Below are 25,483 nucleotides of genomic sequence, written 5' to 3' on the forward strand. Positions count from 1 at the left end.
TACCGTATAATACGAACGGGTGTTTCGACAAAGTGAAACACCCGTTTAGCGATAATTTGATAAATGATTTTATTTTTCGATATTCGGTAATTCCAAACCGTATCCTTTTTTCTTGTCTTCGGCTTTTAACCATAATCCTAAAAGGAAAGCCAAAACGCCCAAACTGGCGAAAATCAACATCGGAACGGTATAGTTATAGCTTACACCTTCGACTCCGGCTTTAATCTGTTCGGAAACACCCGGGTTACTTGCTTTTAAAGACCATCCGATAAGGATAGGGAAAGACAACAGACCGATATTCTGAATCCAGAAAATAACGGAATAAGCCGACCCTAAGTATCTGTTTTCTACTAATTTGGGAACGGAGGGCCATAAGGCTGCCGGAACCAAAGAGAAAGAGATTCCTAAAATAACGATGGCCACGTAAGCGATAAAATGATTCAATGGTGCTAACGCGAAGATCAGATGACAACCGCACATCAAGAGAGCTCCTATGATTAACATGGTTGCTCCTTTACCTTTATGATCCAGATAGGCACCTAACAGGGGAGTCAGAACCATGGCCCCGATCGGGAACCAGGAGAATACGGCTGCCGCATCGGTTGCGCTGAGTCCTAAACGGCTTTCCAACATACCCGTTGCGAATTTCTGGAACGGGAAGATAGCCGAGTAATAGAGCACGCATAAGAAGGCAACGATAAGGAATGTTTTGCTGGTAAATAATTTTCCGATGTCGCTGATATGGAAAGGATCTTCCGGTTCCGTGCTCATCTCACCGATTTGTTTATCCAGTTTCTTATCCATGAATACGTAAACCAAGAAAGTCAGCAGACCGATACAAAGTAAGGTACAGCACACGGCAACCGGGGTTACGATGTCCGGATTGATACTTCCGGCCAATAGCGGGGAGATACGGAATACGGCAAATACCCCTAAACGGGCTATGGCCATTTCCAGACCCATGGCTAACGCCAATTCTTTTCCGGTAAACCATTTTACGATCGCTTTTGATACGGTGATACCGGCCATCTCCGTACCGCAACCGAATATGGCGAATCCGATGGAAGCGACTTTGGCACTGGCGGGAACGCTTGTCCAGAAAGAGTTGAAAAATTCATACCCTATACCGCCGTTGTTAAAGTATTCAGTGATGGCGTATAGTTTTATGGATCCTCCGATAACCATTAGAGAAGCCGAGAGAAGTCCCGTAAAACGAACACCCATCTTATCGAGGATGATACCCGCGAAAATGAGGAAGAAGAAAAAAACGTTTAAGAAAAATTCGGAACCTTCTTCCATTCCGAATACGTCCGGACTCCATCCGCGTTCCGTCTCCAATAAGGTTTGTAATGGGGATAAAACATCTACAAACATGTACGCAAAAAACATGGTCGATGCAATAAGGATCAAGGCTGTCCATCTGGCAGCTTTGGAGTCCCTAAGGGTTTGTTGAATCTTTTCAGTCATGATATTTTATTTATAAATTAAAATTTGCACATACACCGTCCAAAAGTAGGATAAAATTTGGAATTTCTTTATATTTTTTTCTCTATTCTGTATACATTTCTGTCATTGGCGCTTCTGGAGATCAATTCGGCTAAAAATCCGGCTAAAAACAACTGGGTTCCGAGAATCATACAGGTCAGAGCGATATAAAAGTAGGGATTATGGGTAACAAGAGGAGCTTTTATCTCTTTGCTTAATGCTATCAGCTTCTCTATCCCCAACCATCCGGCCGCAAAAAAACCGATGATAAACAAAACGGTCCCCAATGCCCCGAAAAGGTGCATCGGTTTTTTGGCGAATCGCGTGATAAAGGTTACGGATAATAAGTCTAAGAAGCCGTTGATGAAACGATTGAGGCCGAATTTGGTCACTCCGTATTTTCGCGCCTGATGGTGGACCACTTTTTCTCCGATACGGGTGAATCCGGCTTGTTTCGCTAAAATGGGAATATAGCGGTGCATTTCACCGTATACCTCTATGTTTTTCACCACGTTATTTTTATATGCCTTTAGTCCGCAATTGAAATCATGCAGATATATTCCTGAAAATTTCCGGGCTGTTGCATTGTATATCTTTGTCGGTATGGTTTTCGTGATCGGATCGTATCTTTTCTTTTTCCAGCCGGATACCAAATCGAAATCCTCTTCCGTGATCATACGATAAAGCTCGGGTATTTCGTCCGGACTATCCTGAAGATCGGCATCCATGGTAATGACCACGTCTCCCCGGGCATCTTCGAAACCGCAATGCAAGGCGGCGGACTTCCCGTAATTTCTTCTGAATTTGATTCCGTGCACGCGGGAATCTTTCCGGGATAGTTCTTCGATCACCTTCCAGGAACCATCGTTGCTGCCATCGTCGACTAAAATGATTTCATAGCTGAAATGATTCTCTTCCATGACCCGGTTGACCCATGTTATAAGTTCGGGTAATGATTCTTCTTCGTTATATAAAGGAATGACAACAGATAAATCCATGGTTATTGTATTAATGTTAATAACGAGAAACGCGTTTGCGTAAAATCCCGGCTAAAAATAGCGTGAGAATGATACCGAAAAATAGTTTGTTCAGGAACTCTCCGACAGCGATACTGGCGGGATACAAAAAAGATTGAATACTTTTTTCAAACGTTTCGTAAAGAGGCGTGTTCCCGTATACTTGTTTTAGGATGGAGAGCATTACTTTTTTGAATCGCTCCATCAGATCGGGATCACTCGTGTAAAAAATAAAGATGTATAAGGCATAGAGAAAAGAGGCAATCGTTAGGATATATATTCCGGTCGAGAAGGATTTTCCGTAAGAGATGATTCCTTCTAAATGGTCGTCCCGGAATTTTTTTACTCCTAAAAAAATACCGGCAATCGTTAGCATTAAAATGATGTTGTTCAGTTGCGGGTTCAGTGAGATATTTTTCCCGCTCCAGAAGAACACTAAAGAAGCTACGATATAACTTCCGCCGACAAATAGACCGAAGATACTATTGTAGAGTAAAAATTCACTTGTTGTTTTTTTCATTATGACGATCAATAGAGTTGAGAATAACCTCTTAGAGATATCATTTCGCCGATTTGAGGCTGGCCTCCGTTTTCCATAAAATTATATCGAAGTAACCGATTCAATTTGATACCGTATATTTGAGAAATCATATACATGCTATCTCCTTTTTTGACTTTATGAAAGGTATAGCCTTTAGGCGCTTTATTTCTCTTGTGCTTTAGAAATACATGCATGCCTGTTCGAATGGAAGTCTCCTTTTTGTCGTTGTAAGCCAATAACCGTTTTAACGGGATTCCGAAATACCGGGCAATGGCTTCGAACGTGTCCCCTTCCTTAATTTTGATACAGGGTCTGTTGTTGATATACACGACTCGTTGTTGATAGTCCGGTCCTCCGTTCAGGGTGTAATTCATTTCGTAGGGAATCGGTTTTACCCGTTTCCCGGGGCGGTCGTAGATGAATAATTTTTCTTCCTCGATGATTCTGATCAGCTTTTGAGCATAATCCGGTGCCGTGGCATATCCTGCTTTTTTCAATCCTTTTGCCCATCCTTTGTAGTCCGTTTTGGGAAGTTCGAAAAGAAAGGAGTATCTCGAGCGTGAGGTCAGGAAGTTACTGTGGTCTACCCAGGATTGCTCCGGACTTTTGTATTTACGGAAACATTCGTTTTTCCGGTCATCGTCTTTTTTAAAACTGGGTCCGCTCCAGTCATGGCATTTGATGCCGAAATGATTATTGGCATTTATAGAGAGCTCGGATCTGCCGCAACCCGATTCCAATATTCCTTGAGCTAATTTAATACTGGCGGGAATACCGGTACGGTCCATTTCCTGAATCGCGAGATCCTTGTATTTTTTGATATAGTGTTGTCTGCTATCCGGATTTGCCGCGGCTACTTGGTAACAAACCAAGCAAAAAATGAAAAAAAAGTAAAATTTGTTCATCATCGGATATATTGTTTTATATTAGGCGGTAAAAATAATAAAAAAAACAGAATGGAAAAAGCGGAATTGAAGATAGAATACGAGGTATATAAAGAATCTTGTCCGGAAGAGTATAAGGAGTTATGTCATGCTGCTTTTGAAATGACACGTAATGCTTATTGCAAATATTCCGAATTTGCGGTAGGAGCGGCTGTTTTACTGAATAACGGAGAGATCGTATGCGGCTCGAATCAGGAAAATGCGGCTTTCCCCTCGGGTATATGCGCCGAACGTACGGCTTTGTTTTATGCCTGTTCCACCTTTCCTGAGGTGGGAGTGAAGGCTATGGCTGTTGCGGCTCGTAATAAAGGGGTCCCTTTGGAAGAGTTTATAACTCCCTGCGGAGCCTGCCGACAGGTGATCTCCGAGGTGATCAAACGATACCGGTCTGACTTCGACGTTATTTTAATAGGACGGAAAACGACTATCAGTGTTAAAGCCAGTCAGTTGTTGCCTTTTGCTTTTGATATGTAATGAGAATACTTCTGTTCTTGGTTCTGTTTGAAATTCTTTTGTATGTTGGACAAGGGAATTGGAAGAATCAATGATCTCATCCATGAAAAATGAGATCATTGATTTTAAAGTCGTGTTTACTCTTTTTTCATAAATAACTTAGACAAAGCAAAAGAACCATCTTGGAAAACAGAGGATGATTTAAAATTGGCAGGGATTGGCATCGTAACGGTAAAGTGGTAGCTGTTTGGGTTTATTTGTATTCGCCACTGGCCGGTTTCCGGGTCTTCCAAAACAGTGATAATAACTACTTTGGTTACTGTAACATCCGTGTAGCTGAATGTGACTGTAATCCGGAAAGTTCCTAACCCCTTTAGTATTACCTGCATTTCTTTTGTAGCTTGGTCATCTACAAAACCAGTGGGATTGCTAATTTCACATTTATCCGGTGTGTCTGATACTGCGGATACGAATGTATTTTTTAAGTAGAAACCTCCCTCGTCTCTAACCGTAAACTTGAGTGTTATTATTTCGTCGGCCCAAACGTTGGAGCAAAAACAGATAGCCATTAACATGATGGCTAACTTGGAAAACAAGCTTTTTTTCATGAGTTTAAGTTTTAAGTTTGACATTAGTTGATTATATAGGACTACTCCCTTTTTACCCATTTTGCGGCGTCTACCACCAATACTTGTCCTGCGGATAACCCTTTATCGTGTAAGGTTAATTTTACATTGCCGGGAGATATGGTATATTTTCCTAAGGATATCCACCCGAGCGGGTAGTCGATTGCTCTTTCCTCCTCGTTTTTAACGGTATGATAGATGCGAACCTTGTAATTCTTGTTCGTTAGGTCGAGAAGGATGCGTTCTGTTTTGCCGTTATAATCGAATGTATAGTCGTAAGTAAGTTCTTGGTGTCCGCGACTGGCACTTAATTGGCATAGGTAGATGAAAAGTTCGTAAGTACCGCCTTCTTTTATTTCTGCATTCCATTCGACTGTGGATTTTGCCCCTCCGGTTTTGCAAAAGCAAGTAGTCAGGATGTCTCCATAAGCTCCGTTTTCAACGGCACGGGTCCATCGATGGGGGATATTGGATGAGATATAGTTGTATTTTTTAGGTTGTTTTCTTAGTTTTTGAAAAAAAGGTAATTCTTCTTGTATAATACGAAAGCCCGGGTCGGTGTCGTCCACGATGATCTCGTTCGTCGGGGCAAGAAACATCAGGGTGTCTACGGGGCGGATGTCTTGTATATCAGATGGATTAACTTCCGGAACTATGTCACCAAAGCTTGTTATTCCGAAATTTTCCGGCAAATTTCTGGAATAATTGGTATTTAGACAAAAAGAATAACTTAATGGGCGTTCCATTTTATCCGGGGGAACAGAATCTTTCAAAAGATAATATATTTCGATTGATTCATCTGGATGAATCAATCGACCTTGTATATGTCTGAATCCCCTCAGGTTCTCTTCTACAGAAACGACACCGGCAACCCGACTTCGATTCCATACTTTGAAATTCAAAAATATTTTGCCTTGCTGGTTTATTTGTGTTCGGACGGGTTTTATGTCTTTGATATAAAAAGCGGGAACTCCCTGTTCGATAAACCAGTTTTCCACGAGTGGCAGAATATTTATTCCGAGGTTTGTATTTAATTCTCCGGTAAATTGATCAAAAGATACTTCCTTGAATCGATATTTGCGAGAAAAGCCGTCTAAAAATAAATTGAAATCGGGCCATGAAGTTTGCAAAAGGATGTGATCTTGTAACTGAAAACTTTTCAGGCGGATAATATCTTGCAAAACTTCTTGTGTTCCAGGATCCTCCAAAGCTTCTTTTAAACTTTTGTGCGTTAGGTATTCTATCGCCTCCATATCGTTTTTTGTTTTTAGGGATAGGGCCTCGGAAGGATGTTTTTCTCTATACTTTAGCCCGGTATTTAACCATTGGATAACCCTGTTCATGACAGGAAATTCCGTGGAGTTGACGAATAGATTTTGTTCTTGTACCAGAAGTGAAAATGTCCGGTGAGCTTTTGGAAAAAAGAGAGTACCGTTTCTGGTGATTTGTATAGATTCTAATCTTTGCATCGTAAGCCAGTGTTGCTTATGTTCTTCTACATAGAATTTGAGAAGTTGCGGGTAGTCTATCGGTTTTTTGTCTTCCTGCTCCGGCATGAGTATGATCTCCGGATGTATATAGTCCAAAAGGGGTGTCCATGGACGGGAAAAAGAGTGGAAAGAGCGAGGAGTCTCTATACAGGCTAATTTATGAAAGGGACAGGTCGATTGTTCTAAATAAACGTGTATGAATCCTTCACATCCCTTTATTCTACCCGAATCGGATGCGTTTAGTGCTCCCCGTAGCGGGTAGTGTCCTTTTTTATTGTAGAATTCCCAGCGGGTTATCGAGGTTTTTACCGTGTCCCGGGTCATGTCTCCCTCGGAAAGGATAATTCCCTTTAGCGGGTGCTTGTTATTGAAACATGCGGTATCTCCCGATAATGTCATCTCGCCCTGGGAGATAACGGTTCTTTGCGGGGCAGAGATGACTTTTAATTTGAATAACGTGAAATCCTGTTGGTTGTTGAAAGGTTGGTCGAAGTTTACAGTGGGAATGGTAGTGGGATACCACAAGCATTCCGGTGTAAGTAGTGTAAATTTATCTCCTAAAAAAGCAAAATGACGCCCGAGAGAGAGGATATATTCCGTTTTTTCCGGGCGGAAAAACTCCTCGTTTGAAATATCCGGGTAACAAACGAGAGGATCGATTTTACCTTTGTAGTTCACGACCATGCGAGCCGAGTCTCGTGGTTCCATGGCGGCATCCACCAGGATAAGTTGTTCTTTTCGCTGGAAAGGAGTGTTTTTCCCGTTAAGAGTCAACTCCGTCACCTCTAATGCCGGATTCAGGTAAAGCAATAGTGTGTCTGTTTTTCGGGGTGTCCGGTTGACGATAGTCATCAGACTGGTGGCTTCGTATCTGTTTTTTTCTCTTTTGAAAATAATCTCGTGTTCTACGGTATTTATTTTTGGCATGAGGGCGACTTGGCGATAAAGTCGAGAGTACTCTGTTCTTTTGTCCTTGTTATGTTTGAAATGCAGGGAGTAGATGCTTGATGCGATCACGACTCCTCCGACGAAAAGCAGTAGCGCCCGGACCGGCCCTTTAGAGAGGCCTTTATGCTCCGAGAAGTGGGGGAGTTTCGTTATCGCCACGGAAATCAAAACCCCTGAAAACAATATAAAGATAGAACGTTGTAAAAGGTACACGTCGATTCCGGGGTGTCCGGTAATGGAAGAGAAGACATTGGGAATCTCGGAGGCGATGAAATCGAGAATCCCGTGCCCGACTGGAGGTAGAACAGAGATGGATGCGCCCCAGAATATAAACAGGATGAGAGAGGCAATCCAGGCGTTTTTTATCAAAATTTTTAACGCCAAGGACAATCCCGTCATAAACAGTATTGCCGGGAAGGTGAGGGTAAGGAGATAAAACAGGTAGTGAGAAAAATCAAAGGAGAAATTACTGGCGAAAAGATGAATCGTCATCGCGAGTATGATGACGAGTAAATCGATGAGTAAAATCATTTCAATTATCGCCAGGGTCTTCCCGATCACGTATTCCCCGGCGCTTGCCGGACGGGTAAGAAACACGTCGTTCGTGCTTTTCTTTTTATGCTGGTTTATAAAATCTCCGGCCAGAAAAATAACGGCCAGAGCCTGTAGAATACTGAAAAGGTATGCATTCGTGAACGGGATGACCGCCGGGATGTTGACCGGGGGATGCGGAACATTCCATTCGCTATGAAAATAGATATGAAAACTAAGCGTGCAGCCAATGATGAATAGCGTGAAAATGGTAAAAATAAGATTTCTTCGCAGAAGAACTCTTTCGTAATGTGCCACGAGTCTAATGTAATTTATGTTCATGACGGGATCGGTTTATGTTGCTCGTGTTCTTCTTTTATAACAAATTGTCTGTTAAAAATAGAGGTGAAGTCTTCGGAATCAAAAAAAGATGTAAAGTTATGAGGTATCGGCATGTTGACCGTGATGTTTTCGCCTGGTTCTATTTTTATGTCCCATTTGTTCTCCTTCTGGGTTACTGTGATCTTGACGGTTTCGGTTTTGGTTATATCAGTGTATGAAAATTGGACCGTGATACTGAAAGTTCCGGGACTCGATAAAGTTACGCGTATCTCTCTTTGACCGTTCTGATCGGTAAAACCGGTAGGATTTTCGATTTTACAATTGGTGGAATCATTGGAAGAGGCTTCCGTTTTTACATTGGCTAAAGCGTAACCTTTTCCGTCTTTAACTGTAAACTTAATGCTTCTTTTCTCTTCAGCCCAAGTATTGGAACAAAAACAGACGGCCATAAACATAATTAGCAATTTGAAGATAAATATTTTTTTCATAGTATATAGGTTTGTGATGGTTTCTTTTAATAATTTAAATATATTCTTGATAAAATCAACGTTTACAAATTTAAGTAAATAAAGCAATGTATGTAAATATAATAAAATATAATATAGTATAAATTTAGTTGTTTGTAGGGATAATAGATTAGGGGAGGTCGTGAAATGGAGGGTGCGGGGGTCAGATTTTGAACGCTACCCGGTTGATGATGGAACGTCCTAAAGTGAGTTCGTCGGTATATTCGAGATCGTTTCCCACGGCGATTCCTTTGGAAAGGGTGCTGATGATCAATTCTTCCCGTCGGGGTAGTTTTTTGTAGATATAGTAACCGGTAGTATCTCCTTCAATGGTGGCTCGCAAGGCGAAAATGATCTCTTTTACCGGAGAGGTTGATATCCGGGAAATTAACGTGTCAATATGTAAATCGGCCGGTCCGACGCCGTCCATGGGAGAGATGATTCCTCCCAGTACGTGGTAAATACCGTGGTATTGTCCTGTGGCTTCGATAGACATCAGATCCCTGATGTCTTCCACGATGCAAATCGTGCCGGTGTCCCGTTGCGGATCGACACAGATTTCGCATGTTTCCTGATCCGTGATGTTATGACATTGGTTGCATTCCCGAATGGATTCTTTTAACTGCAAAATGCTGTTTGTGAACTGTTCGACCTCTTCCTTATTTCGGTGTAGTATATGAAGGGCGAATCGGAGGGCCGTTTTACGTCCGATACCCGGTAGGGTGGCAAATTGTTCTACCGCTTTTTCTACTAATTTGGAAGAGAACGATTGCATTTATCTATTATCTTCTTTGAATTTAATATCTCGAATCATCATTTGTATATCGATTTTTCCCATGAAAACGTTTTCTTGCAAGGTGTAACAGATGTCGAAATATTCTCCTTTACTGATGCGGTTAAAGTAATCCCCCATGCTGAAGGCGATGCCGCTCCGGTCATTACAGATACGGGTGTCGTCTACCACCACTAATTTGAGATGTTCGTTATTACGTCCGACCTGCTTTGATCCGATAAAATTGGTCACGTTTTCCGTCATGAAAACGGGAATGTTGTTATTCGGTCCGAAAGGAGCGAATTTTTGAATCATGTTATAAAGTTCCGGAGTGATATCTCCCAATTTTATTTTAGCATCGATATTGATTTGCGGAATCAACATCTCGTCGGTGATCGTTTCACTGACGATTTGTTGGAATCTTTTACGGAAGGGTTCGATGTTTTCGAGTTTTAACGTTAACCCGGCAGCATATTTGTGTCCCCCGTAATTTTCTAAATATTCACTGCATTGGGAAATGGCGTAATAAAGGTCGAATCCCTCTACCGAACGTGCGGATCCCGTAGCTAAACCGTTAGACTCGGTCAGGATGACGGTCGGCCTGTAATAGTACTCCGTTAATCGGGATGCCACGATTCCGATAACTCCTTTATGCCAGTTGGGATTAAATAAAACCGTGGCTTTCTGGGATTGATCGTATTGGGCCTGACCGATATACTCCAAGGCTTCTTCCGTGATGTTGTGATCCAGTTTTTTACGTTGGTCGTTGAAGTTATTGATGCTTTCGGCAACCTCCATCGCCTTTTGGGCATCATCGGCGATGAGTAGTTCGACCGATTTATTACCCGATTCAACCCGTCCGGCAGCATTGATCTTGGGGCCGATACGGAAAACGATATCGTTGATCGTTAGAGGTTTATTGATGCCGGAAAATTTTAATATGGTGTTCAGCCCCAAGCTGGGGCGTTCGTTGAGCTGTTGTAGGCCGTAGTGAGCCAGTATTCGGTTTTCTCCCGTAATGGGAACGATATCGCTGGCGATGCTGACACATATAAGATCCAATAAACTGTAAAGTTCCGACATCGGAAGATCGTGTTTCAAACTATAAGCTTGGGCCAATTTGAAACTTACGCCGCAACCGCTGAGCCAACGATAGGGATAGTTGCAGTCGCTCCGTTGCGGATCCAATACGGCAACGGCTTCCGGTAGTTGCTCTCCGGGGGTGTGATGATCACAAATAATTACATCTACCCCTTTGGTTTGAGCGTATCGGACTTTTTCTACGGCTTTTACTCCGCAATCGGTGACAATCATGAGAGTGATTCCGTGTTGGGCGGCATAATCGATGGCCCGAATAGAAACCCCGTAACCTTCCGTATAACGATCCGGTATGTAATACTCCGGTTTTTCACATTTATTTTTAAGGTATTTGTACAGTAATGCTACGGCCGTGGTGCCGTCTACGTCATAATCTCCGTAGATCATGATTTTCTCTTCCGTTTGAATGGCTTTTTCTAGTCGGACAACCGCTTTGTCCATATCTTTCATCAGGAAGGGATCGTGCAGCATGTTTAAAGTCGGATTGAAGAAAGCGTGGGCCTCGCCTGCAGTTTCTATCCCTCTTTGTATTAAAAGGTTTGCAATGACATGACTGCAGTTAAGTTGTTTTGATAAAGTTTCTATTTTTTCCCACTCCGGTGGGGTATTGACTACCCATCTTTTTTTCATTATACACTTTCTCCTATTCAGCTACAAAGTAGTAGAATTTCCCCGTGATTTCAAAAGATTCGTAGTTATATTTTTTTAACCGATAGAGTATTTTATGCTATCGAATTGTAAATCAGAGCGGGCTAAAAGTTAAAAGATAGAGGATAAACCTAAAAGTTTGAAAAAAGAGGAGAGGTTGAGATAGGGGTGAATAAACTTTTTTCACTTTTCATTTTTCAATGATGGAATCGGTTTGTTATGAATTAGTAAATCTAAAATTATTACTATCTTTGCACTTTATTAAAACTTTCGTTTGCGCGAAGTATGTTCTAAAACCGCTAAAAGTTGATTGAAAATGAGCATAGAATTAAGTGAACAGGAAATAATTCGTCGGAACTCGTTGAATGAGTTGAATAAGATGGGGATAAATGCTTATCCGGCTCCGGAATTTAAGGTTACTCATCTCTCTAAAGAGATTCGGGATAAGTTTGAAACCTCTCCCGAAGAGTTACAGGAGGAGGTGGTGATTGCCGGCCGGATGATGAGTCGGCGAATCATGGGTAAGGCTTCGTTTTTTGAAATACAGGATGCTGCCGGTCGGATACAGGTATACGTGAGTCGAGATGATATTTCGGAGGGAGAGGATAGTACGATGTATAATGTGGTATTTAAGAAACTGATGGATATCGGAGATATCGTCGGCGTGAAAGGCCATGTATTCCGTACTAATATGGGAGAGATTTCCGTACACGCCAAGGAACTGACCATGTTATCCAAATCTTTGCGTCCGCTTCCGGTCGTAAAAGAAAAAGACGGAAAAGTATTCGATGCGTTTACGGATCCTGAAATGCGTTATCGCCAACGTTATTTGGATCTGATCGTGAATCCGCAAGTGAAAGAGGTATTCGTGAAGCGTACCAAGATGATCAATGCTATTCGTCAATTCTATAATGAAATGGGGTGTGTGGAAGTGGAGACGCCTGTTTTGCAAGCCATACCGGGAGGAGCTTCGGCCCGTCCTTTTATTACGCATCATAATGCATTGGATATCCCTCTCTATTTGAGGATTGCTAATGAATTGTATTTAAAGCGGTTAATTGTCGGAGGTTTTAACGGAGTTTACGAGTTTTCCCGGAATTTCAGGAACGAGGGAATGGATCGTACCCATAATCCGGAGTTCACTTGTATGGAGGTATACGTGGCTTATAAGGATTATAAGTGGATGATGGATTGTACGGAGCGTATGATAGAGGCGGCGGCATTGGCGGTAAACGGAACGACGAAAGCTCCGTTTGGCGAAAATGAGGTGGACTTTAAGCGTCCTTTTAAAAGAATAAGGATGGCGGATGCCATAAAAGAATATACCGGTTATGATATTACCGGAAAAAGTGAAGAGGAGATTCGGGCGTTTTGTTTATCCATCGGATTAAAGGTAGATGAAACCATGGGGAAAGGGAAACTGATAGACGAGTTGTTTGGAGAGAAGTGTGAAGGTCATTATATTCAACCGACATTTATCTACGATTATCCGGTCGAAATGTCCCCGTTAACCAAAATGCACCGGACGGATCCCGGCGTGACGGAACGATTCGAATTGTTCGTGAACGGAAAGGAGGTGGCAAACGCTTACTCCGAGTTGAACGATCCGATAGATCAATTGAATCGGTTTAAGGATCAATTGGCTTTACAGGAGAGGGGGGATGATGAGGCTATGTTCATCGACTACGATTTCGTGCGGGCGTTGGAGTACGGTATGCCTCCTACCTCGGGAATGGGAATAGGAATCGATCGTTTATGTATGTTTTTGACGAACAGTGCTTCGATCCAAGATGTTTTGCTTTTCCCTCAAATGAAACCGGAAAAGAAAATACCGGTAGATGGCGATGAGAAATTTTTAGCGTTGGGGATTGCCGAAGAGTGGATTCCTGTGATTCGGAAGATCGGTCACCAAACCGTGGAGTCATTGAAGGAAGTTGAGAATCCGAATAAGTTTCACCAGGAATTGTGCGGGATTAATAAAAAAGAAAAATTAGGATTGACGAACCCGACACAGGATGAGGTAAGGGTGTGGTTGAATAAGTAAATTTAAAGTTTTATATTGCGATTTACGATTCACAAATGATATTCGTGAATCGTAAATCGTTCATTATTAATAGAAGTATCATGCAAATAAGTGATAAACCCAGGATCGGGATTGTCGGCGGAGGTAGTTGGGCTACTGCCATATCTAAGATGCTGACGGAAAACAATGGTCGTATTAATTGGTTTATGCGCAATATAGAGACCATAAAGGCTTTTAAAGGTTTGAATCACAATCCGCGGTATTTGTGTGAAGTTGAATTTGACCTGGAGAAAATTAATTTTACCGATGATTTGGATAAATTGGTTACTCAATCGGATATTATTGTTTTTGCCATTCCGAGTGCCTTTTTGAAAAATGTGGTATCTCGATTACGGGTTCCGTTGAAAGAGAAAATTGTCGTATCCGCCATAAAAGGATTGATTCCGGACGATAATTTGATTATCGGGGAGTTTTTTCATAAATGTTATGATGTACCTTTCGGGCAGATCGTAATTATTTCCGGTCCCTGCCATGCCGAAGAGATTGCTTTGGAGCGTCTCTCTTATCTTACTTTTTCATGTGAAGATTTGAAATTGGCCCGGGCGATAGCGCAATTGTTTGAGTGTCATTACGTGAAAACGGCGATATCGGATGATATTTACGGGACGGAGTACGGAGCCGTATTGAAAAACGTCTTTGCCATTGCGGCCGGAATTTGTCATGGATTGAGATACGGCGATAATTTTCAGGCTGTTTTGATATCCAATGCGATTCAGGAGATGAAGCGTTTCGTGGATGCGGTACATCCGATAGAACGGGATATTAAAAATTCGGCTTATCTGGGAGATCTGTTGGTAACGGCTTATTCGCAATTTAGTCGGAACCGGACTTTCGGAACCATGATCGGGAAAGGATATTCCGTGAAGTCGGCTCAATTAGAGATGTTAATGATCGCGGAAGGGTATTTTGGTGTGAAGGGAATTCATGAGATCAATGAACATTATAACGTACATATGCCTATTACCAATGCGGTTTATAATATTTTATACGAGAGAATAAGCCCGACGATGGAGATACGGCTTTTAACGGATGAATTAAGGTAGCATGTTTAAGGGGGATGATGCTGAAAAAATGATTTTAATTTGGAATTGTAAATTAAGCGTGTGGTGAAAAAGATAGGGAAAAGGATGGGACATTGTGTAAGTAGGGCGTTGCCGGTTGCCTTGCGGACGTCGTCGTGGTTTTTGAAAATCATGTTACCCGTCTCTTTGTTCGTCACGTTGCTTTCTTATTTCGATATTCTGCCTTATATCTCCTCTTTTGCAGCTCCTTTATTTAAATGGGTCGGGTTGCCGGGTGATGCGGCTTTGGTTTTTGTCACGAGTATTTTTACGAATATATACACGGTGATCGCTTTGCTTTCGACGCTGGATTTTACCGCACGGGAGTGTGTGATTATGGCGACCATGTGCCTGATTTCTCACAATTTTATCGTGGAGACTTTGGTGTTGCAGAAAACGGGTTCTTCTTTTATAGGTATGATCGTTTTAAGGATTGTTATGAGTTTTGTCGCTGCGTTCGGATTGAATATTTTATTGCCGGAGATGGGAGAAAAAATGATGAAGGAGACTTTAACGGTTTTACCGTTTTGGGCAACGATGCAGCATTGGCTGGTTAATGCCCTGTTTCTCTCTTTGAAAATCGTAGGGGTGATTTCGGGGTTAATGATTTTGCAACGGGTCTTGGAGGAGTTTGGTGTATTAAAAGTATTGTCCGGTTTATTATCGCCCCTGATGCGTATTTTCGGGTTATCTCCCGAGGTCGCTTTTCTTTGGTTGGTAGGTAATACCGTGGGGTTGGCCTATGGTTCGGCCATCATGTTGGATTGTGCGAAATCGGGTAAGTTGAGTCACCGGGAAGCGAATTTACTGAACCATCATTTGGCGATCTCCCATTCTCAGTTGGAGGATCCTCTTCTGTTTTGGGTTATGGGTTTACCTTTTTGGTGGTTGATGTTACCGAGAATGGTGCTGGCTTTGATCGTCGTGTGGATAAAAAGAGGGGAGTATTTTATACGTTCTCGTCATGATCATGAAAAGTGGCTTGTAAAATCTCAGGTATCCAATTCTTTAAATTAGTGTTATGGAATATACAATAGAAGAAGTTGAGAATGAACAACAGGCAAAAGAGTTTTTAATGTTGCCTGTGACCCTTTATAAAAATGATAAAAATTGGGTACGTCCTTTAGACAATGATATCAATAATGTATTTGATCCTGATAAAAATCCTTATTTTAAGCACGGAGAATGTACCCGTTGGTTACTGAGGGATGAAAACGGAGTTTGCGTGGGAAGGGTAGCCTCTTTTATCGATGAACATACCTGTCGTATGGATTCTTATGCTGTGGGGGGAATGGGTTTCTTTGAATGTATCGATGATCGAAAGGCGGCTTTTATGCTTTTTGATCGTTGCCGGGAGTGGTTGGAAGCCAGGGGAATGGAGGCGATGGAGGGGCCCGTGAATTTTGGCGAACGCAATGAATGGTGGGGACTCTTGGTAGACGGTTTTGTGCAACCAAACTATGGAATGCCTTATACGCATAAATATTATATAAAATTTTTCGAAGAGTACGGTTTCCTGGATTATTTCAAGCAGTATACCTATCGGACCCGGTTGGTTATGGAAAGTCTTTCGAAAGTAGTGGTATGGAAGTCGGATCGTTTATTGAAAAATCCGGATTATTCGATTGTATGTTACTCTCAAATAGATGCCCGGGAGGCGAAAAAAGCCTTTTTAGAGGTATATAATCATGCTTGGAACGAGAATGTACACGGGGTGGGAAAAATGCAAATGGAGCAGGTAGAAGCCCTGTTTAAGACTATTAAGCCGATTTTAGACCCGAATCTGTTGTATTTTGCCTATTATAAGGGACGACCGATTGGTTTTTTTATCATGTTTCCGGAATTGAACTATATTATCAAACACCTCAATGGGAAATTGAACGGAATAGGACTTTTAAAATTTTTATATTACCGTCATATCAAGAAAGGAAATGTGGCGTTGGGACAGATTTTTGGAGTGGTGTCCGAGTTTCAGGGAAAGGGTGTTGAAGCCGCTTTGATCCGGGTATTTTGTAGTAATATAATCGAAAGGCGTAAGAAATATGATTGGTTGGAGATGAACTGGATAGGTGATTTTAATCCGCAGATGATTCATTTGATGGAGTATATAGGAGCAAAGATATCCAAGACGCATATTACATATCGTAAATTGTTTCGGGAGGATATCCGCTTCTGCCGTTCGATAGATAAAATGAAAGAACGTTCGGAAACGAATTCGTAATTATTAAATAAACAGATATTGTATGGCTTGGTTAGACTCCTTATTTTTCGGGCAAGGTATAGCGCACTCCGTCTTGGTGTTCGCTATCGTTATCGCTATCGGAATTGTTTTGGGCAAAGTAAAGATAAAAGGGATTTCCCTGGGTATTACCTGGATACTTTTCGTGGGTATTATCTGTAGTCATTTCGGGATGAGGGTGGATGAACAGACATTGCATTTTGTAAAAGAGTTCGGGTTGATCCTTTTCGTGTATTCCGTGGGAATGCAGGTCGGGCCCGGTTTTTTTTCCTCCTTTAAGAAAGGGGGATTGACCTTGAACGTGTTGGCCTCGATGATTGTCTTTTTGGGTGTGATCACGGCCTACGTGATTCACTTGATAACCGGATTGCCGATAACGACTATGGTAGGAATCCTTTCGGGAGCCGTAACCAATACTCCGGGATTGGGAGCTGCCCAGCAAGCCTATACGGATATGACCGGGATAGGTGATCCTACGATTCCTTTAGGTTACGCGATTGCCTACCCTTTGGGGGTTATCGGAATCATCGGGTCTATTTTACTGATACGTGTGATTTTCAGGATTAAATTTGAACGTGAGCATGAGGTATTGGAAAAGCAGGATGAAGATAAGGCCACGAGTGCGCAACAATTTTCCGTGAAAGTCACTAATCCGGCTCTGTTTGGCAAGGACGTGATGGAGGTAACCCGTCTTATCAACCGTAAGTTCGTTTTTTCCAGGGTTTGCCACGGGGATGACCGGATTGAAATCGGTTCTTCCGATACCCGATTGAAGGCGGGGGATAAACTATTGGTTGTGGCTGCATCGAAAGATATAGAGGCTATTACAGCCTTTTTGGGAGAACAAGTGGATGTTGCCTGGGAACAATTGGACAAACAGCTGGTTTCAAGACGGGTTGTCATTACCAAATCCGATATAAACGGAAAGTTATTGGGAGAGATGAAGTTGCGGAACTGTTTCGGCGTAAACGTGACGCGGGTAAATCGCGCTGGTTTCGATTTGGTCGCCAAGCCGAATTTGCAATTGCAGATGGGAGACCGTTTGACTGTCGTGGGGCCGGAGGCTGCTGTTAATAATGTGGCGAAGGTATTGGGTAATTCGTTGCGTAGATTGAGAGAACCCAATTTGGTCCCTATATTTTTAGGTATATTTTTGGGCGTTTTTTTAGGAAGTATTCCTTTTACATTCCCGGGTATTCCTCAACCGGTGAAATTAGGATTGGCAGGAGGTCCTTTAATCGTTTCCATATTGATCAGTCGTTTTGGTCCTCATTATAAATTGGTGACCTATGCCACGATGAGTGCGAATCTAATGTTGCGGGAGGTGGGAATTTCTCTGTTCCTGGCCGGTGTCGGGTTGGGAGCCGGAGAAGGATTCGTGGAGACGGTGATCGATGGGGGCGGATTGAATTGGATCGGATACGGTGTCGTAATTACCGTTTTACCCTTATTGATCGTGGGGATCATTGCCCGGCTTTTCTATAAAATCAATTACTTTACTTTGATGGGATTGATCGCCGGCAGCACGACAGACCCGCCCGCTTTAGCTTATTCGAATGGAGTGGTCGGAAACGATATGCCTTCGGTGAGTTATGCAACGGTTTATCCGTTAACCATGTTCCTGCGCGTATTGACAGCACAGCTTTTGATTTTGTTTGTAGCATGAGGGAAGGATGATTTTGTTAATTGTATCTGATTCGAAGAATGCGAAAAATAGTCGTCGGTCTTAGCGGAGGGATAGATAGTTTTGTGACAGCCTTGTTGTTACGACAACAGGGGTATGAGGTTATAGGGGTAAATATGGATCTATGGCCGGCGAATGGGCAGGTACACAATCGTGATTTGGAGGAGTTTTGTAAACAAATAGAAATTCCCTTGTATCGTATTGAAGGGAGGGAACGTTTTGGACGTGACGTGGTTCTTCCTTTTCTTCAGGGGTATTTGGCGGGTATTACACCGAATCCGTGTGCCGTGTGTAACCGTTTTGTCAAATGGGAATTGTTGAAAGAGTTTGCGGATCGGCAAGGAATTCAACATATAGCGACAGGACATTATGTGCGCATCGGTAAAGAGAACGGACACTATTACATATACAAAGGGGTGGATTCCAATAAAGATCAATCTTATTTTTTGTGGGGAGTGAACGAGATGATTTTGAGCAGAGCCTTGACTCCGTTGGGAATCTACAGGAAAGAGGAGGTAAAAGAGATAGCCCGAATGAATGGTTTCCCGCTGCTTGCCAAGCAAAGGGAGAGCTCCGGGATCTGTTTTTTACAAGGAACGGATTATCGTACGTTTATCTGTCAACATACCGGATCGTCTTTTGGCTCCTCAACGGGTGAGATATGGGATGAGCAGGGTAATGTATTGGGAAGCCATCATGGAGTTTTGAATTACACGATCGGACAAAAGCGGGATATTCCTTTAAAGGACGGGAATCCTCAATATGTTTCTCGGATAGAGGCGGGTAGTAACCGGATTATCGTGAGTGATAAATCTGCGTTGTTCCGGAAGCGCATAGAGATAGAATCCGTTCATCTTATTGATCCAGAAGAGATGAATGCTGCAGATATCGAGATAAAAGTCAGGGGATTGGGGTTAAATCCGTCGGGGTATGTTCAGGTGGAGAAGTTACCCGGGAATCGGTTGATGTTGTATTTGTCCCATCCGGCCTGGGCGGTAGCTCCCGGGCAACCGGTAGCTCTCTACCGGGGAGAGCGGTTGATCGGAGGGGGAATCGTTCGAAAAACGATCATTGACGGTGATGAATCTTAAAGTCGGAATTTTTCGGGAGTGGAGTGAAAATTTGATGCGTTAAGTGGCTTAGGCTCTGGAAACTCCGATCGGTGTCGGGGAAATGACCGGAGAGGCTATGGTTTCTACTTGTTTTTCTCGAGAAAAATCTGTTATTTTGCAACGCTAAACACGGGAGTGGCTCAGTTGGTAGAGCATCGGTCTCCAAAACCGAGGGTCGGGAGTTCGAACCTCTCCTCCCGTGCATAGAACCACCTGCCGAGGTGGTTTTTTTATTTGATAGCGGATGAATGTTTTAAAGGTATGCCTATGGTTAAGTTAGTCATATTTGATTTGGACGGTACTTTGTTGAACTCGTTGGATGATTTGGCGGTTAGTACGAATTATGCTTTGCAAAAGCATCGCTATCCCACTCATGAGTTGCTTGAATATCGACGTTTCGTGGGAAACGGAATCAACAAGTTGTTGGAACGCGCATTGCCGGAAGAGGCGAGAACCGAAGAAAATGTGTTAAAGATACGGGAGGATTTTATGGCTTATTATGCCGTGCATAAAGCCGATTACACGGCTCCCTATCCGGGAATTGCGGAGTTGCTGGAGGCCTTGAGAAAGAAAAATATTTTATTGGCGGTGGCTTCTAATAAATACCATTCGGCAACTCAAGCTTTAATCCCTCATTATTTCGGTGAAAATACCTTCGGTTTTGTTTATGGTCAACGGGAAGGTATTCCGGTGAAACCAGATCCGACAATTGTTTTTGATATTCTAAAGGAGGCCGGGGTAAAACCGGAAGAAGTATTGTATGTAGGAGATTCCGGCGTAGATATGCAGACCGCATCTAATAGCGGGATCGTCTCAATCGGGGTGACCTGGGGATTCCGTTCTGCTGAAGAATTAAAAGAAAACGGAGCGATACATATCGTTGACCGTCCTTCCGATATCTTGAAATTATTGCGATAATAAGGGAGCTTGCGATAAGAGGAACAGGTGATTCTGCAACTGATCACCTGTTCCTCCTATCCGCATATTCATTTTAAATCAACAGAATTCTGTGATTCAATGATTTATTGATTCCGTGATGCAATTACAATCTTCCAATCGTCAATCTATTAATCACCCGATCCACGTGTTCATTGTAAATTTTAGATTGTAGATTGTAAATTAAGAAAATAGCGTTCCATTTACAATATACAATCTTTTTAATCTCTAAATCGTTTAATCTCTAAATCTCTAAATCTCTAAATCTCAGAATCCTTTAATCTTTTCATTGTCTTTTGTCAGTATTTGAAAGAGCTGCCTCCGAGAAATTCGCGAATAATGGAAGTCGGCGGAATTTCTCTGGTAGGAACGGATTGTACATAGGAGAAGAACTTTAAGAGACGTAGAGCCTTGGAGTGTTCCGGGTATTTGGTCTGTACCTCTTCCAGTAAAGGAACAGCTTGTTGTTTAAGAGCTCCTAATTCGTATACCAATGCCGAATTGAAAATAACATCTGCTTCTTCTTGATAAGGTTCGATGTGTTTTTGTTCTCCGGATAGTACGCTTTCCCATCGTTTAAGGGTGTCCCAAGCCGAATATCCCCGGTATTTATGATCGCGAACCATCCGTCGGATCAAACGATTGTCCTTGGGGTTTATGATATTGTGGTTGTCAATGGATATTGAAGTTAATGCCGAAATAAAGATTTTGAAAAGACTTTCTTGGGGCAGGAACTCCGTCAAACGAGGATTCAGACCATGTATGCCTTCCACTATAATCACGTTATTCTTTGAGATCCTGAGTTTTTCTCCGTCGTAAAAACGTTGTCCCGTTTCAAAGGAGAATTTTGGAATCTCGACCTCATTTCCTTGTAGTAATTGCAGGATATTATCGTTGAACGTGTCGATATCGAGAGCGTCAATGGTTTCGAAATCGTATTCTCCTTTTTCGTCTCTGGGGGTATTTTCCCGGTCGACGAAATAGTTATCTAAGGATAAATTTACGGGTTTGATTCCATTGACCATGAGTTGCACGGCCAATCGTTTGCCAAATGTTGTTTTACCGGAGGATGAAGGACCGGCGATCAGGATTACCTTTACCTTTTTGTGTTTCTTTTTGACTAAATCCGCTATTTGGGAGATTTTTTTCTCGTGGAGAGCTTCACTTATTTTGATCATGGCTCCCACTTGTTTATTTTCTATAATTTGGTTCAGATCTCCGATTTGAGAAATTTCCAGGATTTTTCCCCATCTCTTGTATTCACTGAAAATGTTGAATAATTTCTCTTGTGGGATTAAGGGTGAGATTTCCGTCGGATTGTTTCTGTCGGGTAACATCAACAACATACCGTCTTTATAGGAGATCAGATCGAATACTTTCAGACAACCCGTGGTTGGAGCAAGAGTTCCGTAGAAATAATCCGAGGTCCCGTTAATGGAATATACCGAAGTATACATTTTGCCGCGGGTGGAAAGCAAGAGTTTTTTGTCCTTCAATCCTTCCCGTTGAAAAAGTTTTATAGCTTCTTCCGTGGGGGTCTCCCGGCGTATTATCTCCGTGTCTTGTTCGATGATTCTGGTCATTTCTTCTTTCAGACTCAGGATCGTTTCGGGCGTAAGAACCAGGTCCTTATTTGCGATCCGGCAAAACAGACCGTTGGAGATAGAGTATTCGACAATCAACGTCTTTTTCGGGAAAAGCGTTTTTACGGCTTTATAGAGAACGAAAATAAGAGAACGGATATAGATGCTATAACCGTCGAGAGAGGTAACGTCTATAAAGTTTATCCATTTGGGATTGTAAATCTCGTAATGTAAATCCTGTAATTCGTTATTGACTAACGCTCCGAGTATATTTTGATGGTTCTGGGGGAATACGATTTGTTTGAGTTCTTTCAAACTGCATCCTGTGGGTATTATATATTCTTGTTTGTTATTTTCACAATAGATCGTTATTTTATTTTTTTCCATAGCATTGAATATTTTATTTTTTAGGGAACTCATACTTATGAAAACAGTAATGCAAATTGTGTGCCGCTTCGATTATCTGTATTTTTCAGGCTGTCGGGGAATCGCGATATAATAACTTTTCTTTCCGGAAGCATGTAACGTGTTTGCCCTGAGCCAAGGATTAAAACGTTTTAAAGTTTTGTAAGATATTCCGTGAGTGTTGGCAAAGTGAGCCAGATCTTTGATGTTTTTATTGACTTTGACCTCTTCGCATTTTTCTACTTCATATTTCTCCGATACGTGAAAATCGTATAAATGGGGGTTCTCTATGATTTGCTTCATCGCCATGATCCGGAAGACATATCTTCCCGTCTCTTCTCCTAAAAGAAGGTCATAATAATTGTTCTCTTTTTGAAGATTGATTTGTCTTGTTAACATGTTCATTCCGGCATTGTAGGAAGCAGCGGCCATTACCCAAGTACCGAATTTCTCTTTTGCTTTTTTCAGGTACGCGCACGCTGCCCGCGTCGATTTTTCGATATGATACCGTTCATCTACAATTTTGTTCACTTCCATTCCCAGTTCTTTGGCCGTACCGCTCATGAATTGCCATAAGCCGACGGCTCCGGCGGGAGAGACGGCCAAGGGGTTCAGGCTACTTTCGATGACGGCGAGGTATTTGAAATCATCCGGTATTCCCTCCTCTTCCAATATGGGTTCTATGATGGGAAAATACCGGGAGACATTCTTTAATACCTGAATCGTATGGGAGTGTAAATAGGTGTTGACGATTAGTTCCTTGCGGAATGCTTCTGCAATGTCGGTTCTTTTTAAAGGTACATACTCGCCTGCCAAATCGAATGTTTCCGGACAATAAATATCCGACGGCTTCAACATAGGAACAACCTTGGATACGTGTTGTATCTCTAACGTGACAGGACGGTAAATGAGGTAAATGACGGCAGCCGTATCGAGTAGTACGATAAGGAACAGGATTTTTATAATGGTTTCTTTCTTCACTTCTTTTCTATTTTAATTTTCGAATATAATATATTTATACCTATTTTCCTTGCAGATGTAGTCATTGACAGGTACTTTTTAGGTTAATATAAATTCCCTTAATTATAATTTGTGCTTTTGCCAGCGGAAATGTTTCATATAGAGTAACGAGATAAAGCCGATACACAAGCCGTAAGTGACTTCCACCGTCCATACAGATTCGACTGACGTTTGCAGTACGCTTGCCAAAAACCAAATCTGGGCAGTATACAGGATAAGTACGAAGGTCTCGAGGATGAGAGCGTGAGAGGTATTTCCCGTTCCGGATATAGCTTCGAAAAAGGTGATGCCGAAACAAAGGGCGAGTGCGGCCAATCCGACGACATACAGGGAGTTGACGGATGCTTGTATCAGTTCGCTGCTATCCGAATAGATGGACAGTACTTGTTGTGGAAATAGATAACAGATGGCTAATATCGGGAGAACACTTAGCATGGAGAGGCGAATGACCTTTGTGAGCATGGGCATAACCTCTTTTTGTCTTTGTTCTCCTATTAGTCTGCTTGTCAATGTGTTGGCTGTGGCTCCGAAGCCGAATACCGGAATGACGATGAGCATATAAACGCTTCGGACTACAATGGTAATGGCGATGGGCCGTTCGCCCATATGCTCCACCAGGATGAAAAAAATAAACCAGGTCCCGAAAGAGAGAAGTTTTTGTAGCATGGTGGGAAGAGCTGTCTTTAGAATCGTTCCCATAAGCCATCCTTCTATTTTGTGAAAACTGAACAGGGCATATTGTTTGAGAGGGAGTTTAAGTAGGGTATACAGGGTGAAAAAAAGAAAGGCGGAAATTTCTGCCATAACGGAAGCAAGGGCTGCTCCACCGACTCCCAAGTTTGGAAAACCGAATTTCCCGAAGATCAGAAGGTAATTGAATAGCACGTTTACGGTAGCCATAACGGCTGTCGAATACCCGATGATCTTGGTATTGGATAATCCGATATATAGGGCCCGGTAAAGGAAATTAAAACAAACGAAAATAATGCCGTAATGCCGGAATGACATATATTCCATGGCGGCAGCATATATATTGGGTGAGTGGATTGCTGTTTCCAACAGCTCTTTGGTAAAATAATGCTGTACAAGAAAAAGGGACGTACCTAAAAAAGCGACGAAAAATAACCCGTGCTCGAATACGACTCCGATTCGATTAAGCCTTCCTTCTCCGAGACGTCTTGCCACGATAATTTGGATACCGATGGAAAATCCCCAAGCTAAAGTCGAAAAGACGTAATAGTAGATTCCGGCTATGGCTGAAGCTCCGAGAGCAATCTCGCTGACTCTCCCCAGAAAAGCGGTATCGGTAAGTGTAATTAAAGTTTGTGCCAAACTTCCCAATATGATAGGATAGGCGATGTTCCATATGATTTTGTTGCTTATGCTTGTCTTCATCCATGTTTTATTTGAGATACAAAATTACACCTTGTTTACGAAAATTGAAAGCGGGAGATTGAAAATGCGAGAATTTAATAGTAACTTCGTAAGTTCAAAATTAAAAGATATCAGATGACAATAGAAGAAAGAGTTAGCAAGGGCATCATGGAAGCCATGAAAGCTAAGAACACGGTACGTTTGGAAGTATTGAGAAATATAAAGAAAGTGTTTATTGAAGCTAAAGCCGTTCCGGGGGCGGGAGATTCGATTCCCGACAGCGAAAGTGTGAAGATCATACAGAAATTGGCCAAGCAAGGTAGGGACGCCGCGGTTATTTATAAGCAGCAGGGTAGGGAGGATCTGTTTTCCCATGAAATGGCGCAGGTTGAAGTACTGGATGAGTTTTTGCCCCAACCGTTGACGGAAGAAGAGTTGATAGCTGCACTGAAAGGGATTATAGAGAAGACGGGAGCCACGTCGGCTAAAGATATGGGCAAAGTAATGGGAATTGCTACCAAAGAGTTGGCTGGCGTTGCCGAGGGAAAAGTTATTTCGGCAAAAGTCAAAGAGTTATTGGGTTGAT

At 42.3% G+C, this 25,483-nt stretch carries 21 protein-coding genes and 1 tRNA gene; 10 read left to right on the forward strand and 12 right to left on the reverse strand.

The window, feature by feature from the left end; all coding sequences use genetic code 11:
- Positions 1 to 69: 69 nt before the first annotated feature.
- The 4 genes from PGR74_RS06395 to PGR74_RS06410 all read right to left on the reverse strand — a co-directional run bounded on the left by PGR74_RS06395 (position 70) and on the right by PGR74_RS06410 (position 3,950).
- Entirely contained in the window at positions 70 to 1,467 is a 1,398-nt protein-coding gene (locus PGR74_RS06395; RefSeq protein WP_041504300.1) for an MFS transporter, read from the reverse strand.
- 68 nt (positions 1,468 to 1,535) lie between these two features.
- On the reverse strand, positions 1,536 to 2,483 hold the full coding sequence (locus PGR74_RS06400) for a glycosyltransferase family 2 protein (protein ID WP_041504301.1): 948 nt from the start codon (positions 2,481 to 2,483) through the stop codon (positions 1,536 to 1,538).
- A gap of 16 nt (positions 2,484 to 2,499) precedes the next feature.
- A complete protein-coding gene (locus tag PGR74_RS06405; protein WP_110688806.1) occupies positions 2,500 to 3,021 on the reverse strand; it encodes a DUF4199 domain-containing protein in 522 nt (173 codons plus the stop codon).
- An 8-nt stretch (positions 3,022 to 3,029) separates the two neighbouring features.
- On the reverse strand, positions 3,030 to 3,950 hold the full coding sequence (locus PGR74_RS06410) for a glucosaminidase domain-containing protein (RefSeq protein ID WP_235375104.1): 921 nt from the start codon (positions 3,948 to 3,950) through the stop codon (positions 3,030 to 3,032).
- A 48-nt stretch (positions 3,951 to 3,998) separates the two neighbouring features.
- Between PGR74_RS06410 and cdd the strand changes: the two genes are divergently transcribed.
- Positions 3,999 to 4,460, forward strand: a complete 462-nt coding sequence (gene cdd, locus PGR74_RS06415; protein WP_041504303.1) for a cytidine deaminase — start codon at positions 3,999 to 4,001, stop codon at positions 4,458 to 4,460.
- Between the two features lie 116 nt (positions 4,461 to 4,576).
- Here the strand turns inward: cdd and PGR74_RS06420 are convergent, their stop codons facing one another.
- The 5 genes from PGR74_RS06420 to recJ form a co-directional block, all read right to left on the reverse strand.
- A complete protein-coding gene (locus tag PGR74_RS06420; protein WP_041504304.1) occupies positions 4,577 to 5,047 on the reverse strand; it encodes a hypothetical protein in 471 nt (156 codons plus the stop codon).
- Positions 5,048 to 5,088: 41 nt separating this feature from the next.
- On the reverse strand, positions 5,089 to 8,376 hold the full coding sequence (locus PGR74_RS06425) for an ABC transporter permease/M1 family aminopeptidase (protein ID WP_270516850.1): 3,288 nt from the start codon (positions 8,374 to 8,376) through the stop codon (positions 5,089 to 5,091).
- The gene (locus PGR74_RS06430; RefSeq protein WP_270516851.1) at positions 8,373 to 8,864 is read right to left on the reverse strand and encodes a hypothetical protein; all 492 of its coding nucleotides are present in this window, start codon (positions 8,862 to 8,864) and stop codon (positions 8,373 to 8,375) included. Before PGR74_RS06430 ends, PGR74_RS06425 begins: the two co-directional genes overlap by 4 nt.
- Before the next feature lie 181 nt (positions 8,865 to 9,045).
- A complete protein-coding gene (recR, locus tag PGR74_RS06435; protein ID WP_041504307.1) occupies positions 9,046 to 9,657 on the reverse strand; it encodes a recombination mediator RecR in 612 nt (203 codons plus the stop codon).
- Entirely contained in the window at positions 9,658 to 11,382 is a 1,725-nt protein-coding gene (gene recJ, locus PGR74_RS06440) for a single-stranded-DNA-specific exonuclease RecJ (RefSeq protein ID WP_270516853.1), read from the reverse strand.
- A gap of 334 nt (positions 11,383 to 11,716) precedes the next feature.
- On the opposite strand from recJ, the gene lysS reads away from it, so the two are divergent.
- The 8 genes from lysS (at position 11,717) to PGR74_RS06480 (ending at position 20,497) form a co-directional block, all read left to right on the forward strand.
- Positions 11,717 to 13,444 carry a lysine--tRNA ligase gene (lysS, locus tag PGR74_RS06445; RefSeq protein ID WP_041504309.1) on the forward strand — a complete coding sequence of 576 codons (1,728 nt, stop codon included), beginning with the start codon at positions 11,717 to 11,719 and terminating at the stop codon, positions 13,442 to 13,444.
- A gap of 80 nt (positions 13,445 to 13,524) precedes the next feature.
- Complete coding sequence (locus tag PGR74_RS06450; RefSeq protein WP_041504310.1) at positions 13,525 to 14,526, forward strand: NAD(P)H-dependent glycerol-3-phosphate dehydrogenase; 1,002 nt, start codon at positions 13,525 to 13,527, stop codon at positions 14,524 to 14,526.
- Positions 14,527 to 14,589: 63 nt separating this feature from the next.
- Entirely contained in the window at positions 14,590 to 15,561 is a 972-nt protein-coding gene (locus PGR74_RS06455) for a nucleoside recognition domain-containing protein (protein ID WP_236684975.1), read from the forward strand.
- Between the two features lie 4 nt (positions 15,562 to 15,565).
- Positions 15,566 to 16,765, forward strand: coding sequence for a hypothetical protein (locus tag PGR74_RS06460; protein ID WP_041505117.1), 1,200 nt, complete (start codon positions 15,566 to 15,568; stop codon positions 16,763 to 16,765).
- A 22-nt stretch (positions 16,766 to 16,787) separates the two neighbouring features.
- A complete protein-coding gene (locus tag PGR74_RS06465; protein WP_041505118.1) occupies positions 16,788 to 18,449 on the forward strand; it encodes a putative transporter in 1,662 nt (553 codons plus the stop codon).
- Positions 18,450 to 18,487: 38 nt separating this feature from the next.
- Positions 18,488 to 19,558: a tRNA 2-thiouridine(34) synthase MnmA gene (gene mnmA, locus PGR74_RS06470; protein ID WP_041505119.1), complete on the forward strand. Its 1,071-nt coding sequence runs from the start codon at positions 18,488 to 18,490 to the stop codon at positions 19,556 to 19,558.
- 150 nt (positions 19,559 to 19,708) lie between these two features.
- A tRNA-Trp gene (locus PGR74_RS06475) sits at positions 19,709 to 19,781 on the forward strand.
- Positions 19,782 to 19,846: 65 nt separating this feature from the next.
- On the forward strand, positions 19,847 to 20,497 hold the full coding sequence (locus tag PGR74_RS06480) for an HAD family hydrolase (RefSeq protein ID WP_041504461.1): 651 nt from the start codon (positions 19,847 to 19,849) through the stop codon (positions 20,495 to 20,497).
- Positions 20,498 to 20,814: 317 nt separating this feature from the next.
- Here the strand turns inward: PGR74_RS06480 and PGR74_RS06485 are convergent, their stop codons facing one another.
- From PGR74_RS06485 to PGR74_RS06495, 3 genes are all read right to left on the reverse strand, one after another.
- Complete coding sequence (locus PGR74_RS06485) at positions 20,815 to 22,485, reverse strand: nucleoside kinase (RefSeq protein ID WP_041505120.1); 1,671 nt, start codon at positions 22,483 to 22,485, stop codon at positions 20,815 to 20,817.
- A gap of 72 nt (positions 22,486 to 22,557) precedes the next feature.
- Positions 22,558 to 23,484, reverse strand: a complete 927-nt coding sequence (locus tag PGR74_RS06490; RefSeq protein ID WP_041504315.1) for a lytic transglycosylase domain-containing protein — start codon at positions 23,482 to 23,484, stop codon at positions 22,558 to 22,560.
- Positions 23,485 to 23,586: 102 nt separating this feature from the next.
- Positions 23,587 to 24,918: an MATE family efflux transporter gene (locus PGR74_RS06495; protein ID WP_041504316.1), complete on the reverse strand. Its 1,332-nt coding sequence runs from the start codon at positions 24,916 to 24,918 to the stop codon at positions 23,587 to 23,589.
- A gap of 114 nt (positions 24,919 to 25,032) precedes the next feature.
- Between PGR74_RS06495 and PGR74_RS06500 the strand changes: the two genes are divergently transcribed.
- Complete coding sequence (locus PGR74_RS06500; protein ID WP_041504317.1) at positions 25,033 to 25,482, forward strand: GatB/YqeY domain-containing protein; 450 nt, start codon at positions 25,033 to 25,035, stop codon at positions 25,480 to 25,482.
- Position 25,483: the final 1 nt, after the last annotated feature.

This window comes from Sanguibacteroides sp. AM78-02pH3A (assembly GCF_027666085.1).
GTDB lineage: Bacteria > Bacteroidota > Bacteroidia > Bacteroidales > Marinifilaceae > Gabonibacter > Gabonibacter massiliensis.

What these genes read in the sequence shown, in the direction of transcription:
- PGR74_RS06420 (WP_041504304.1), bottom strand. Translation starts at nt 5,047, where the DNA reads ATGAAAAAAAGCTTGTTTTCCAAGTTAGCCATCATGTTAATGGCTATC.
- PGR74_RS06400 (WP_041504301.1), bottom strand. Translation starts at nt 2,483, where the DNA reads ATGGATTTATCTGTTGTCATTCCTTTATATAACGAAGAAGAATCATTA.
- recR (WP_041504307.1), bottom strand. Translation starts at nt 9,657, where the DNA reads ATGCAATCGTTCTCTTCCAAATTAGTAGAAAAAGCGGTAGAACAATTT.
- mnmA (WP_041505119.1), top strand. Translation starts at nt 18,488, where the DNA reads ATGCGAAAAATAGTCGTCGGTCTTAGCGGAGGGATAGATAGTTTTGTG.
- cdd (WP_041504303.1), top strand. Translation starts at nt 3,999, where the DNA reads ATGGAAAAAGCGGAATTGAAGATAGAATACGAGGTATATAAAGAATCT.
- PGR74_RS06460 (WP_041505117.1), top strand. Translation starts at nt 15,566, where the DNA reads ATGGAATATACAATAGAAGAAGTTGAGAATGAACAACAGGCAAAAGAG.
- PGR74_RS06480 (WP_041504461.1), top strand. Translation starts at nt 19,847, where the DNA reads ATGGTTAAGTTAGTCATATTTGATTTGGACGGTACTTTGTTGAACTCG.
- PGR74_RS06485 (WP_041505120.1), bottom strand. Translation starts at nt 22,485, where the DNA reads ATGGAAAAAAATAAAATAACGATCTATTGTGAAAATAACAAACAAGAA.
- PGR74_RS06465 (WP_041505118.1), top strand. Translation starts at nt 16,788, where the DNA reads ATGGCTTGGTTAGACTCCTTATTTTTCGGGCAAGGTATAGCGCACTCC.
- PGR74_RS06500 (WP_041504317.1), top strand. Translation starts at nt 25,033, where the DNA reads ATGACAATAGAAGAAAGAGTTAGCAAGGGCATCATGGAAGCCATGAAA.
- PGR74_RS06405 (WP_110688806.1), bottom strand. Translation starts at nt 3,021, where the DNA reads ATGAAAAAAACAACAAGTGAATTTTTACTCTACAATAGTATCTTCGGT.
- PGR74_RS06450 (WP_041504310.1), top strand. Translation starts at nt 13,525, where the DNA reads ATGCAAATAAGTGATAAACCCAGGATCGGGATTGTCGGCGGAGGTAGT.
- PGR74_RS06495 (WP_041504316.1), bottom strand. Translation starts at nt 24,918, where the DNA reads ATGAAGACAAGCATAAGCAACAAAATCATATGGAACATCGCCTATCCT.
- PGR74_RS06425 (WP_270516850.1), bottom strand. Translation starts at nt 8,376, where the DNA reads ATGAACATAAATTACATTAGACTCGTGGCACATTACGAAAGAGTTCTT.
- PGR74_RS06430 (WP_270516851.1), bottom strand. Translation starts at nt 8,864, where the DNA reads ATGAAAAAAATATTTATCTTCAAATTGCTAATTATGTTTATGGCCGTC.
- PGR74_RS06410 (WP_235375104.1), bottom strand. Translation starts at nt 3,950, where the DNA reads ATGATGAACAAATTTTACTTTTTTTTCATTTTTTGCTTGGTTTGTTAC.
- PGR74_RS06395 (WP_041504300.1), bottom strand. Translation starts at nt 1,467, where the DNA reads ATGACTGAAAAGATTCAACAAACCCTTAGGGACTCCAAAGCTGCCAGA.
- recJ (WP_270516853.1), bottom strand. Translation starts at nt 11,382, where the DNA reads ATGAAAAAAAGATGGGTAGTCAATACCCCACCGGAGTGGGAAAAAATA.
- lysS (WP_041504309.1), top strand. Translation starts at nt 11,717, where the DNA reads ATGAGCATAGAATTAAGTGAACAGGAAATAATTCGTCGGAACTCGTTG.